The 12,742-nt window shown below is 71.0% G+C and carries 12 protein-coding genes; 7 read left to right on the top strand and 5 right to left on the bottom strand.

What is annotated here, in order from left to right; all coding sequences use genetic code 11:
• Nucleotides 1-239 precede the first annotated feature (239 nt).
• Nucleotides 240-2,171 carry a glucans biosynthesis glucosyltransferase MdoH gene (gene mdoH / locus ACLBX9_RS25860; protein ID WP_447720926.1) on the top strand — a complete coding sequence of 644 codons (1,932 nt, stop codon included), beginning with the start codon at nucleotides 240-242 and terminating at the stop codon, nucleotides 2,169-2,171.
• A 247-nt stretch (nucleotides 2,172-2,418) separates the two neighbouring features.
• Nucleotides 2,419-3,084, top strand: coding sequence for a L,D-transpeptidase (locus ACLBX9_RS25855; RefSeq protein ID WP_010685003.1), 666 nt, complete (start codon nucleotides 2,419-2,421; stop codon nucleotides 3,082-3,084).
• Nucleotides 3,085-3,136: 52 nt separating this feature from the next.
• Here the strand turns inward: ACLBX9_RS25855 and ACLBX9_RS25850 are convergent, their stop codons facing one another.
• Nucleotides 3,137-3,463 carry a cupin domain-containing protein gene (locus ACLBX9_RS25850; RefSeq protein ID WP_039893809.1) on the bottom strand — a complete coding sequence of 109 codons (327 nt, stop codon included), beginning with the start codon at nucleotides 3,461-3,463 and terminating at the stop codon, nucleotides 3,137-3,139.
• 194 nt (nucleotides 3,464-3,657) lie between these two features.
• Complete coding sequence (locus ACLBX9_RS25845) at nucleotides 3,658-4,080, bottom strand: gamma-butyrobetaine hydroxylase-like domain-containing protein (RefSeq protein WP_010685005.1); 423 nt, start codon at nucleotides 4,078-4,080, stop codon at nucleotides 3,658-3,660.
• A gap of 111 nt (nucleotides 4,081-4,191) precedes the next feature.
• Here ACLBX9_RS25845 and moaA point away from each other — a divergent pair, with 111 nt between their 5' ends.
• Nucleotides 4,192-5,214 (top strand): GTP 3',8-cyclase MoaA, encoded by a 1,023-nt coding sequence (gene moaA / locus ACLBX9_RS25840; protein ID WP_010685006.1) that lies wholly within the window; start codon nucleotides 4,192-4,194, stop codon nucleotides 5,212-5,214.
• Between the two features lie 3 nt (nucleotides 5,215-5,217).
• Here the strand turns inward: moaA and radA are convergent, their stop codons facing one another.
• The 3 genes from radA to ACLBX9_RS25825 form a co-directional block, all read right to left on the bottom strand.
• The gene (gene radA / locus ACLBX9_RS25835) at nucleotides 5,218-6,654 is read right to left on the bottom strand and encodes a DNA repair protein RadA (RefSeq protein WP_039893734.1); all 1,437 of its coding nucleotides are present in this window, start codon (nucleotides 6,652-6,654) and stop codon (nucleotides 5,218-5,220) included.
• A 186-nt stretch (nucleotides 6,655-6,840) separates the two neighbouring features.
• Nucleotides 6,841-7,941 carry an alanine racemase gene (gene alr / locus ACLBX9_RS25830; RefSeq protein ID WP_447720925.1) on the bottom strand — a complete coding sequence of 367 codons (1,101 nt, stop codon included), beginning with the start codon at nucleotides 7,939-7,941 and terminating at the stop codon, nucleotides 6,841-6,843.
• Between the two features lie 110 nt (nucleotides 7,942-8,051).
• Nucleotides 8,052-8,762, bottom strand: a complete 711-nt coding sequence (locus ACLBX9_RS25825; protein WP_447720924.1) for a queuosine precursor transporter — start codon at nucleotides 8,760-8,762, stop codon at nucleotides 8,052-8,054.
• Nucleotides 8,763-8,894: 132 nt separating this feature from the next.
• Here ACLBX9_RS25825 and ACLBX9_RS25820 point away from each other — a divergent pair, with 132 nt between their 5' ends.
• From ACLBX9_RS25820 to ACLBX9_RS25805, 4 genes are all read left to right on the top strand, one after another.
• Complete coding sequence (locus ACLBX9_RS25820) at nucleotides 8,895-9,503, top strand: CvpA family protein (RefSeq protein ID WP_010685010.1); 609 nt, start codon at nucleotides 8,895-8,897, stop codon at nucleotides 9,501-9,503.
• 131 nt (nucleotides 9,504-9,634) lie between these two features.
• Nucleotides 9,635-11,104 carry an amidophosphoribosyltransferase gene (purF, locus tag ACLBX9_RS25815; protein ID WP_010685011.1) on the top strand — a complete coding sequence of 490 codons (1,470 nt, stop codon included), beginning with the start codon at nucleotides 9,635-9,637 and terminating at the stop codon, nucleotides 11,102-11,104.
• Nucleotides 11,105-11,434: 330 nt separating this feature from the next.
• Nucleotides 11,435-12,184, top strand: a complete 750-nt coding sequence (locus tag ACLBX9_RS25810) for an SDR family NAD(P)-dependent oxidoreductase (protein ID WP_010685012.1) — start codon at nucleotides 11,435-11,437, stop codon at nucleotides 12,182-12,184.
• Between the two features lie 100 nt (nucleotides 12,185-12,284).
• Nucleotides 12,285-12,695 (top strand): dihydrofolate reductase, encoded by a 411-nt coding sequence (locus ACLBX9_RS25805; RefSeq protein WP_010685013.1) that lies wholly within the window; start codon nucleotides 12,285-12,287, stop codon nucleotides 12,693-12,695.
• The last annotated feature ends 47 nt before the right edge of the window (nucleotides 12,696-12,742 follow it).

The raw sequence follows: 12,742 nt of genomic DNA, 5'->3' as shown, positions 1-12,742 counted from the left end.
CGCTAGGTAGGAGCGTGCCGGCAGCCGCGGTCAGGGCGTTTCGAAGAACGCGGCGTCGGGAGGGGGGATCGATCCGTTCGGCTTCCGGCTGCGCGTGCGGCCGGCTCGGCTCCGTGTCCTCACCCCGCACATCGGTATCCACGGTCATCGGTTCCCGGCCTCAGGCGGCGGGGCGGCCGGCAGCCTTCCACGGTCGAGTTCCTCGCGCCATGCCCCCTCGTCCCATCTCTTCGCGCCCCATGTCCTCACGCGTCACTTCCTCCGCCGAGCCGTCGCACCGGAACGCGGGTCCGTCCCTATCCGATCCGTCGGCGCCGGTGACGCTTCGGGAGATCTGGACCGGCCTGCGGGCGGGACGGGTCCTGCGCGCCCGGCGCCTCGCCCTGGCGGTGCCTAGCCTCATCACCGGAGGCGGCCTCGCGTGGCTCGCGGCGCTGGCCTACCCGGCCGGGGTCAGCCCTCTGGGATGGGCGGTGCTCATCCTGTTCAGCCTCGTCATGGGCTGGCAGGCCTTCGTCGCCTGCCAGTACGCCTACGGCCTCGTGGCCGACCTGCTGGCAGCCCGGGCGAAGTCGGCGCTGGAGCGCCGCTCCGAGGATGCGGAGATCGTAGCGACCGGCGAAGGACGCACCGCCGCCGTGGTGGCGATCCACGCCGAGGATGCGGTGGCGGTCTTCGCCCGCCTGCGGGTGATGGCGCGGTCGCTCGCCCGCGCGAACGCCGAGGCCATCGACATCTTCGTCCTGTCCGACACGCGCGACGGCGCGATCGCCGCGGTCGAGGAGCACGAATTCGCCCGCATCCAGGCCTGGGCGGCGGCCGACCCGGCGCTGCCGCGGATCCGCTACCGGCGGCGGACCGAGAATCTCGGCCGCAAGGCCGGCAACATCGGCGAGTTCTGCCGCAGCTACGGTGCCGAATACGCCTTCATGATCGTGCTGGACGCCGACAGCCTCATGACCGGCGCGGCCATGACCCGGCTGGTCGGGCTGATGCAGGCGAGCCCCCGCACCGGCCTGATCCAGACCGTCTCGTACGCGGCGGGCCGGGACACCCTGTTCGCCCGCATCCAGCAATTCGCCGTGCGCCTCTACGCGCCCTTGGCTTTGCGCTGCCTGGAGACCTGGCAGGGGCCGGAGGGCAGCTACTGGGGCCACAACGCGATCCTGCGGATCCAGGCCTTCGCGGAGAACGCGCAGCTCCCCCGGCTGCCGGGCCGGGAGCCGCTGGGCGGCGAGATCCTGTGCCACGACATCGTCGAGGGCGCGCTGATGGTGCGCGCCGGCTGGGAGGTGCGGCTGCTGCCCGAGATGGGCGGCACCTGGGAGGAGATGCCCACCAACCTCATCGACCTCCTCGGCCGGGAGCGCCGCTGGTGCCAGGGCAACCTCCAGCACCTCCGGGTCCTGCCCTGGGCCGGCCTGCACGGCGCGAGCCGCTGGCATCTGCTGGTCGGCATCCTCTCCTACGGCGTGCTGCCTCTCTGGATCGCCTTCCTCGGCCTCGCCGCCTGGCAGGCCGCGCGGACCGGGGATCTCGGCCTCCTCGCCTACGGATTGACCGGACAGGGCGCCGCCGCCCACGCGTTGGCCGCCCTCAGCGTCGCCGTGCTGGCGCTGCCGAAGCTTCTGAGCCTCGGCCACGTCCTCGCGTCCCCGGAGCGGCGCGCGGATTTCGGCGGCACCCGGGCGCTGCTCGCGAGCGCCGCCCTGGAGCAGGCCGTGTGGGTGGTCCTGTGGCCGGTCCTGACCCTGTTCACCGCCGGGGCCGTGGTCTCGACCTTCCTGGGCCGGGTGGTGCGCTGGGAGACGCAGGACCGAGACGACCGGCAGGTCTCCTGGTCCGAGGCCTTCCGGCTCCAGGCCGACGCGGTCGTGGTCGGCAGCCTGATCTGCTTCGCCCTGGCGATGGCCGGCAACCTGTGGCTCACCCTGTGGATGGCGCCGCTGGCCCTGGCGCTCCTCACCAGCCCCGCCCAGAGCGTCTGGACGAGCCGGGCCGATCTCGGCCGCTTCGCCCGGGCCCGGGGCCTGTTCCTCAACGCCGACGACACCCGCCAGGCGCCGGAACTCGCCGAGCTCGCCCAGATCCGCGGCCTGCCGGCCGCGCCGACGGCGCTCCGCCCGGTCGCCCGGGAGACGGCCATCTGGCTCGCCGCCGACGAGGCCTGAGGCCGGGAATTCGCCTGCAAATCGAGGGCATTGATACCCGAGACGATCGGAAATCGTCCCTCGTCTTACGGCCAAGCTGCCACAGTGTTGCCATCGAGTCACGGGTTTCCGGAACCGCCCCATCGGGGCGGTTTCAGGCTTGGCTTTGGGATGGGAGCGTTTACCCCTTGGCGAGGATCGGCACGGCATCGTGCCCCGGTATTCGCCGCGTTCCCACCATAGTCTGCGCCTGCCCCGAGAGGCTTTGATGCGTCGTATTCTCCCCGCCCTGATCGGGCTTTTCGGCGTGGCCGCCTGCGCCGCGCCGGCTCTCGCCTACGAGATCGATCCGCTGACCCGCCAGCCGCTGAACGACGCGCTGACCGTGCGCGTGCGCCCGCAGGCCGTCGAGACCGTCGCGGTGCCGGTGGCCAACGCCGCGCTCAACACCGCCGACCCGATGGACCAGGATGCGGCGGTGCCGCAGATGTCGGCCATCCCGCGGGAAGTCGTGGCGTATAACGGCCCCTACGGCGCCGGCACGATCGTCGTCTCCACGGCCGAGCGGCGCCTCTACTACGTGATGGGCGGCGGGCAGGCCCTGCGCTACGGCGTCGGCGTCGGCCGCCCGGGCTTCACCTGGGGCGGCGTGCAGACCATCACGATGAAGCGCGAGTGGCCGGATTGGCGTCCGCCGTCGACCATGCTCAAGCGCCGGCCCGACCTGCCGCGCTACATGAAGGGCGGCCTCGAGAACCCGCTGGGCGCCCGCGCGATGTATCTCGGCGGCTCGATCTACCGGATCCACGGCTCCAACGAGCCGGAGACCATCGGCACCGCCGTCTCGTCGGGCTGCATCCGCATGACCAACGACGACGTGACGGACCTCTATACCCGCGCCAAGGTCGGCACGAAGGTCGTCGTCCAGCGCTGATTGTTTCGGGACTTTCGGGGAAGGGCCGGCCGCGAGGCTGGCCCTTCTGCGTTCAGGTCTCCGGCAGGGTGACCAGCGCGTCCGGACGCTTCACCTCGATCTCGATGAACGCGATCGGGTGGTCGGAGCCGTTCATGACGTCGTGCCGGATGCCGGCCGGGCGCGTGTAGGATTGCCCGGCCGCCAGCGCCGTCTCGCTGACCGCCGCGCCGTCGTGGACGCGCAGGACCCCGTCCACCAGCATCACCACGAAATACGGCCAGCCATGCTCGTGCCAGCCGGTCACCGCGCCGGGCGGGAAGTCCCAGCGGGTGATGCGCACCGTAGCGTCATCCTGCTGGATCGTCGGCGTGGCGGGGATGGTGCAGGTGAAGGCCATGGTGGCTCCGAGCGACAGGCTGACGGTCGTGCGATGCAAGCCGCCGGCCTATCTTCCGCGGCTCTGCTCGGCCCGCAGTCATCGCGAGCGAAGCGACCGAGGGCAGCGCGTCCTCGACAGGCGTGGCGCTGCTGGATTGCTTCGCTCTCGCTCGCAAAGACGGCGCCGGGTCCGAGGTATATTGCGCGCCGCCCTCAATGGCACCCGCACGAGCCGGAGCCGCAGCCCCCGCCGGACTTGACCGGCACCTGCCGCGCCGTGTCGCGGTCGAGGCCGCGCTCGGCGAGTTCGCCGAGATAGGTCTGCCAGCGATCCTCGTACTCGCGGCCCAGCGCGTGCAGGTAGCCCCAGCCGTAGATGCCGGTGTCGTGCATGTCGTCGAAGCCGAGCTTCACCGCGTAGTTGCCCACCGGCTCCACCGCCAGGATCGCCACGGACCGCTTGCCGCCGATCACCTTGCGCTCCAGGGGCGAGTGGCCCTGCACCTCGGCGGAGGGACTCGAGACCCGCAGGTACTCGGCCGGAAGGGCGTAGCGGGCGCCGTCCTCGAAGGCGACGTTGAGCACGCGCCGGTCGGCCGACAGGCGGATCTCGGTCGGCCACAGATCCTCGGTCACGGGTCACACTCCTCACGCAATCTGGGGCTGCGGCCCGGGACCTGCTTGCCCACGACCGTTTAGGGCATCATATGCCGGACGATGCGCGATGACAGCTCCCCGACGCCGCGGATGTTCGCGGCCGATGCGCCCGCCTGGCCTGCGCCGCTGATCGACCCGTTCCAGCGGGCGATCTCGTACCTGCGCATCTCCGTGACGGACCGCTGCGACCTGCGCTGCGCCTACTGCATGTCCGAGCACATGGAGTTCCTGCCCAAGCGCGACCTGCTGACCCTGGAGGAGCTGGACCGGCTCTGCGGCGTGTTCATCGCCCGGGGCGTGCGCAAGCTCCGGATCACCGGCGGCGAGCCGCTGGTGCGCCGCGACATCATGCACCTGTTCCGCCGGCTCTCGCGCCACCTCGATTCGGGGGCGCTGGAAGAGCTGACGCTGACCACCAACGGTACCCAGCTCACCCGCTACGCCGACGAGCTGGCGAGCCTCGGCGTGCGCCGGATCAACGTCTCGCTCGACACGCTCGACCCGGACAAGTTCCGGGCAATCACCCGCCGCGGCGACCTGAAGGTGGTGCTCGACGGCATCGCGGCGGCGCGGGCCGCCGGGATGAAGGTCAAGATCAACGCCGTGGCACTGCGCGACGTCAACGCCGACGAGATCCCCGACATGATCGCCTGGGCGCACGGCCTCGGCATGGACATGACGCTGATCGAGGTGATGCCGCTGGGCGAGATCGAGGCCGACCGGACCGACCAGTTCCTGCCCCTCTCGGTCGCCCGGCAGCGCCTGGAGACCCGCTACACCCTCACGCCGCTACCCGACCGCACCGGCGGCCCGGCGCGCTACGACCGCGTCGAGGAGACCGGCGGGAAGCTCGGCTTCATCACGCCGCTCACCCACAATTTCTGCGAGAGCTGCAACCGGGTCCGCCTGACCTGCACGGGCCAGCTCTACATGTGCCTGGGTCAGGAGGACTCGGCCGACCTGCGGGCGGTGCTGCGCGCCTCTCAGGACGATGCCGTGCTGGCGGCGGCGGTGGTCGAGGCGATCACCCGCAAGCCCAAGGGCCACGACTTCGTCATCGAGCGCCAGCGCCCGGCGGCCGTGCCGCGGCACATGAGCGTGACCGGGGGGTAGCGCTCACATCTCCTCGTCGGCGTAGCGCGATTGTTGCCGGCCGCGCTGGCCGGATCCCTTTCGCGGCGCCCCGGCACTGATCCCCGCCACCAGATCGGCGATGTGGCGCAGCGTTTCCACCGCGAGCGCCTTCTCGCCTTCGCCCCGCCCCTGCGGGATCAGCGCCTTGGCGAAGCCGAGTTTTTGCGCTTCCTTCAGCCGGGAGCCGGCCTGCGCCACGGGCCGGATCGCCCCCGACAGCCCGATCTCGCCGAAATAGACCGTCTCGGGCGGCAGCACCGCCCCCGACAGCGACGAGACGAGGGCGGCGGCCACCGCCAGATCCGCCGCCGGCTCGGTGATGCGCAGGCCCCCCGCGACGTTGAGGTAGACGTCGTGGCTTCCGAGGCGGATGCCGCCATGGGCCTCCAGCACGGCGAGCACCATCGACAGACGGTTCGGGTCCCAGCCGACCACGGCGCGGCGCGGCATGCCGAGGGAGGAGGGGGCTACGAGCGCCTGGATCTCGACCAGCAGGGGCCGCGTGCCCTCCATGCCGGCGAAGACCGCGGTGCCGGCGGCCTGATGGTCGCGGCCCGCCAGGAACAGCGCCGAGGGGTTCGGCACCTCGCTCAGGCCGGCGTCGGTCATCTCGAACACGCCGATCTCGTCGGTGGGCCCGAACCGGTTCTTCACCGCGCGCAGGATGCGGAAATGGTGGCCCTGGTCGCCCTCGAAGGAGGCGACCGCGTCGACCATGTGCTCCACCACCCGGGGGCCGGCGATCTGCCCGTCCTTGGTGACGTGGCCGACCAGGATCACCGCCGTGCCGGTGGTCTTGGCGAAGCGGATCAGCGCCTGCGCGGAGGAGCGCACCTGCGTGACCGTGCCGGGGGCCGAATCCACCGTCTCGGTCCACATGGTCTGGATCGAGTCGATGATCGCCAGCGCGGGCGGCCGGCCCTGGCTCAGGGTCTCGACGATGTCCTCGACGTTGGTCTCGGCGGCGAGCTGCACCGGCCGGTCGCTCAGGCCCAGCCGCTCGGCCCGCAGGCGAACCTGCCCCACCGCCTCTTCGCCCGAGATGTAGGCGACCCGCTCGCCCGTCCCGGCCATGGCCGCGGAGGCCTGCATCAGCAGGGTCGACTTGCCGATGCCGGGGTCGCCGCCGAGCAGGATCACCGAGCCGCGCACGAAGCCGCCGCCGGTGACCCGGTCGAGCTCGCCGATCCCCGACGGCATGCGCGGCGCCTCCTTGGCCTCGCCGGTCAGGCCTTCCAGCGGGAAGACACGGCCGCGGTTGCGCGACGGCCGGGTGGCGGCGGGCCCGGACTGGCCGGGTGCCGACGGTGCCTCCTCGACGATCGTGTTCCAGCCGTTGCAGGCCTCGCAGCGCCCGCGCCAGCGGTTGTAGACTGCCCCGCAGGACTGGCAGACGAAGGTCTGGTGGATCTTGGCCATGGCTCGGTCAGGTCCGCGATGCGTGCGTCGCGCCGTCGATAGGATCGCGTCTCCCGGGGCCGCAGCGCGGAGCCCGGGATCCAGAGCCGCCGACCTGCCAGGACTTGGTACCGGCGGCGGTTCTGCATTCCGGGCTCGCCTGCGGCGCCCCGGATCGTCGGGCGGCCGTCATGCGCGACGGAAGGCTCAGCGCGACTCTACATAAGTTCGAACATAACGAGAACCCAGGCCCGTCAGGATCTCGTACCCGATCGTGCCGGCGGCGCGGCCGACCGTATCGAGGTCGAGGCCGTCGCCGATCAGCACCGCGGTCGCGCCGCGTCGCGCCGCGGGCGCTGCCGTGACGTCGAGGATGATCAGGTCCATCGAGATGAGGCCGAGGACCGGGCAGGAAACGCCGCCGACGAGCGCCTGACCGCGTCCGCTGATCGCCCGGGGAAAGCCGTCCGCGTAGCCCAGCGACAGGGTCGCCAGCCGGCTCGGGGCGCGGGCGGTCCAGCGTCCATTATAGCCCGCGCTGGCGCCGGGCTCGACGTCCCGCACCTGCGCGATCATCGCCTCCAGCCGGACCACCGGCCGCATCGGGTTCGCGGCGCCCGGCGTGGGGTTGCCGCCGAACAGGGCGTAGCCCGGCCGCAGCAGGTCGTGCTGCGCACCCGCGAGGAAGACGCCCGACGAATTCGCCAGGGAAGCGGGCATGTCGGGATAGGCCGCCCGGACGCGGCCGAAATCGGCGATCTGCCGGCCGTTGACGGGGTCGTCCGGCTTCTCGGCGCTGACGAAGTGGCTGAGGAGCAGATCGATTCCGGAGGCCGCGATCAGCGGATCGCCCGCGAGGTCCAGGGCCTCCGACACGGACAGGCCCAGGCGGTTCATGCCGGTGTCGACGTGGAGCGCCGCCGGCCGGCGGACGGGCGAGAACGCCGCCCAGTCCGACAGCTCCTCGACGCTGCCGAGGACGGGACGCAATCCGTGCGCCGCGAAGGCGGCGGCGGCGCCCGGAGGCAGACCGTTCAGCACGTAGATGGCGGCCTCCGGCAGGGCGGCCCGGGCGGCGACGCCCTCGGACAGGTGCGCGACGAAGAAGGTCCGGCAGCCGGCGGTCCACAGGGCCGGCCCGACCCGGCCGATCCCGCAGCCATAGGCATCGGCCTTCACCACGGCGGCGCAGGCGGCGCCCGCGCCCCGCGCCGCCAAGGTCCGCCAGTTGGCCACGATCGCCCCGAGGTCGATCGTCAGCCGGGCGCCGTGCGCGCCGATATCCATCACGGTTCCGGCCTCGGTCACGCAGGCCGCCTCCTTCCGCTCACGTCGGGACTCCCGGAAGCACAAGCCGGACCCATAGCACCGGGACGGCGCCCGGGTGGAGCCCGGCCGTCCCGACTCACGCGGGCGGCTCACCCGCGCAGGCGGAAGGGGTTGAAGTCCGTATCCGCATCGAAGGCGTCGCGTCCCTCGGCCCGTTTCAGGAAGCCGATCAATGGCAAACTCAGCGGGAGGGCGAGGATCTCCCAGGCGACCTTCAGCATCCAGACCGACAGGATCAGGGCCAGCAGGTCGGCGGCCGGATAGAGGCCTCCGAAGGCGAGCCCGATGAATAGCACCGAATCGACCCCCTGACCGATCAGCGTCGAGGCGACGAGACGCACCGCGAGCCAGCGGCCGCGGAGGCGCAGCTTGAGCTTGGCCAGAGCGTAGGCGTTCAGGAACTCGCCGGCGAGATAGGCGGTGAGGCCGGCGAGGGCGAGCCGCGGGGTCGCGCCGAGCACCGCCTCGAACGCCTCCTGGTGGGGCCAGAACGGCGCCGGCGGCAAGGCCGCGGCCGTCCAGTAGGCCAGGATCCAGAGCGCCTGGGCGAGGAACCCGGTCCAGACGACGGCGCGGGTGCTGGCATAGCCGTAGACCTCGGTCAGCACGTCGCCGAACAGGTAGGAGGCGGGGAACACGATCACCGCCGCCGTGAAGGTCAGGCCGCCGACCGCGACGATCTTGCCCGCCAGCACCAGCGAGATCATCAGCACCGCGCCGAACAGGCCGGCGATCGGAACGAGGTAAACAGAGCCCTCGGCGGGTCGGTCCGGCGTCATGGCCGGGCGGGGCTGATGCATCGACGGCACAGGCCCGGGCCGAGGCGCGTACGCCAGGGTGACGGCCGAGGTCCGGCTTGGTATAAATCCACCGCGGTCCGGGGGAGCCGCACGGCCGACGCGCCATCCCCTCGGGTACCAAAAAGCTCAACGATGCCGTTTACCGTCCTGGATCTCGTCGTGCTCGGCATTGTCGCGGTCTCCGCGCTGCTCGCGGCCGTGCGTGGCGTCACCCGCGAGGTGCTGGCGATCGTCGCCTGGGTGGCCGCCGCCGCGGTCGCCTGGACGCTCTACCCGATGCTCCTTCCCACCGTGAAGCAGCACGTGAACAGCGACACCGTGGCGCTGGTCGCCTCCATCGCGGCGATCTTCCTCGGCACCCTGATCATTGTGTCGATCATCACGGTGAAGATCTCGGACGTGGTCCTCGATTCGCGGATCGGCGCCGTCGACCGGTCGCTCGGATTCCTGTTCGGGGCGGCGCGCGGCTTCCTGATCTGCGTGATCGGGTGGGTGTTCCTGTCCTGGCTGGTTCAGGGCAAGGTGCCTGACTGGGCCGCGCAGGCGCGCACGCGTCCGATGCTGGAGAAGTCCGGCGACGCCCTGGTGGCGCAGCTCCCTGAGAATCCCGAGGGCTTCCTGAAGCAGTTCAAGAAGCCGAAGGCCGTCGCGCCGCCCAACGAGGCCGCCGACGCCCCCGCCGAGACCGACCCGGCGCCCCAGCGCCGGACCGAGACCGCGCCGACCCCGACGCGACGCTGATCTGCGGTATTCGCCGTAGGTCGCCTCGCCGGGAACGCCTAGATAGCGGGTCCGGTAACGAACGGATTGCATCCGCGACAGCCGGCGCGCCGGCCCGTCGCCGCCGGGACCCGTGAGTGATCGACCGCCTCATGTCACACGCCGCCAATCCCACCGCCGATTTCGATCTCGACGGCGACACGCTCCGCGAGGAGTGCGGCGTCTTCGGCATCTTCGGGCACCCGGAAGCCTCCGCCATCGTGGCGCTCGGCCTGCACGCCCTGCAGCACCGCGGTCAGGAGGCGGCCGGCATCGTCTCCTTCGACGGCGCGGTGTTCCACTCCGAGCGCCGCCCCGGCCTCGTGGGCGATTCCTTCTCGGACGGCGAGACCATCGCCCGCCTCAAGGGCCGCGCCGCCATCGGCCACGTGCGCTACTCGACCACGGGCGGGACGATCCTGCGCAACGTCCAGCCGCTCTTCGCCGAGCTCGCCAGCGGCGGGCTGGCGGTCGCCCACAACGGCAACCTCACCAACGCCCTGTCGATCCGCCGCGACCTCGTGCGCGACGGCGCGATCACCCAGTCGACCTCCGACACCGAGGTGATCCTGCACCTCGCGGCCCGGTCCCGGAAGCCGCGGATCATCGAGCGCTTCATCGACGCCCTGCAGGCGATCCAGGGCGCCTACGCGATCGTGGCGCTGACCAACAAGAAGCTGATCGGCGCCCGCGACCCGCTGGGCATCCGCCCGCTGGTGCTGGGGGAGCTCGACGGCCGTTACATGCTGGCCTCCGAGACCTGCGCCCTCGACATCATCGGCGCCCGCTTCGTGCGGGACATCGAGAACGGCGAGATCGTGGTGATCTCCGAGGAGGGGATCGAGTCGATCCGCTTCGCCGACGCCGTGCCGATGCGGCCCTGCATCTTCGAGTACATCTACTTCGCCCGGCCGGACTCCGTGGTAAACGGCAAGAGCGTCTACGGCGTGCGCAAGGCGATCGGCCGGGAGCTGGCCCGCGAGGCCGCGGTGGCCGCCGACGTCGTCGTGCCGGTGCCGGATTCCGGCGTGCCGGCGGCGCTCGGCTTCGCGCAGGAGACCGGCATCCCGTTCGAGATGGGGATCATTCGCAACCACTACGTCGGGCGGACCTTCATCCAGCCGACCCAGTCGGTGCGCGAGCTCGGCGTGCGGATGAAGCATTCGGCCAACCGGGCGGCGATCGAGGGCAAGAGCATCGTCCTCGTGGACGACAGCCTCGTGCGCGGCACGACCTCGGTGAAGATCGTCCGGATGATGCGGGAGGCCGGCGCCGCGGAGGTCCATTTCCGGATCGCCTCGCCGCCGATCACCTATCCGGACTTCTACGGGATCGACACGCCCGAGCGGGAGAAGCTGCTCGCCGCGACCCACGACCTCGAGGGGATGCGCAAGTACATCGGCGCGGACTCGCTGGCCTTCCTGTCGATCCCCGGCCTGTACCGGGCGATGGGCGAGGAGGCGCGGGACACCGCCTGCCCGCAATACACCGACCACTGCTTCACGGGCGATTACCCGACCGGCCTGACGGATCTCTCCATCGCCGGCCCGAAGCGCTTCGCCATGCTGGCCGAGGCGGACTGAGGTTTCGGGAACCCAAACGGCTTTAGCCCAGGCCTTTTAGCTGTTTGCGGAAGCGCTGGGACACTGGCGGAGCGCGCTCTCCTCTCCCTTGCGGGGAGGAGCTGGAGGTGGGGGTGGTGCAGGATCGCGCGCAACGGTACCTTCTGCACCACCCCCACCCCCTGACCCCTCCCCGCAAGGGGGAGGGGAGAAGTGCTTTTCCTGTCACTCGGGTCGAGCAACGGGTGGTGGTCCCTAGGCCCAGCTTAAACACCTTAAAAGGGGCTGGGTCACAGACCTTTTGAAACCGATTCCTCGACCCGTCGCGCGGAAATGCGCTAGGTCCGGCGCATGGCTGAGTCTCAGAGACCCCTGGAAGGCCGCGTCGCGGTCGTCACCGGCGCATCCCGCGGCATCGGGCGGGCCGCCGCCCTGGCGCTTGCCGGCGCGGGCGCGCACGTGATCGCGGTGGCGCGCACGGTCGGCGCCCTGGAGGAACTGGACGACGCGATCCGAGCCGCCGGTTCGAGCGCCACCCTCGTACCCTTCGACCTGTCGGATTACGAGGCGATCGACCGGCTCGGCGCAGCGATCAACGAGCGCTGGAAGCGCCTGGACATCCTGGTCGCCAATGCCGGCATCCTCGGCGCGCTCATGCCGATCGGCCACATCACCCCGAAGATCTGGGGGCAGGTGATGGACGTGAACGTCACCGCCAACTGGCGCCTCATCCGGTCCCTCGACCCGCTGCTGCGGATGTCGGATGCGGGACGCGCGATCTTCGTCTCCTCGGGCGCGGCCTCCAAGTGCCGTCCCTATTGGGGTCCCTACTCGGTCTCGAAGGCGGCGCTGGAGGCCCTGGTGCGCACCTACGCGGCCGAGACCGAGAGCACCGCGATCCGGGCCATGCTGCTCAACCCGGGCCCCCTCCGCACCGGCATGCGCCGCTCGGCCATGCCCGGCGAGGATCCGGAGACGCTTCGGACGCCCGAAGAGCTGGCCCCCCATTTCGTGCGCCTCGCCGCGCCGGACTGGACCGAGACCGGCAAGCTCTACGACTTTCCCACCGACCGGGTGCTGGGTTTCCGCGCACCCGAATGAGCCGACCGGCCGTTATCGGTTCGGGTTCTGCCAACCAACCCCCTCATCCTGAGGTGGCGGGTGAAAGATCCGACCGGTCTGTTCTTCTGAGTTGTTCACGATGATCGACGTCCGCTGCATCTGTGCGATCGGCCTTCGCGGCCAGCTCGGCCTCAACGGCCACCTGCCCTGGGAGGGCAACACCGACCCGCTCTTCGTGGAGGATGTGACGCGCTTCTTCGCGCTGACCATGGGCCACGTGCTGATCGCCGGCCCGAAGACGGTGGCTTCGGTGCCGGACTTCGCCTTCAAGGATCGTACCATCGACGTGATCCGCAGCCACGAGGATCCGGAAGCGGTGCTCAGGCGCTATCCGGGCCGGCGGATCTTCGTGGGCGGCGGGATCGCGGTGTGGAACGTCTACGCGAAGTACATCCAGAACTGGGACATCACGCGCCTGCCCTATGACGGCGAGGCGGACCGGTGGTTCGACCCGGCCTGGCTGGTGGGCGGCCCCTTGCGCGCGGCCTGAGCGGCACCTTCCTGTGGGCCGGCGCGTTGGCGCGCACGCGTCGCGTT

The organism is Methylobacterium sp. A49B (assembly GCF_053346215.1).
This window is presented reverse-complemented; position numbering and strand designations above follow the sequence as displayed.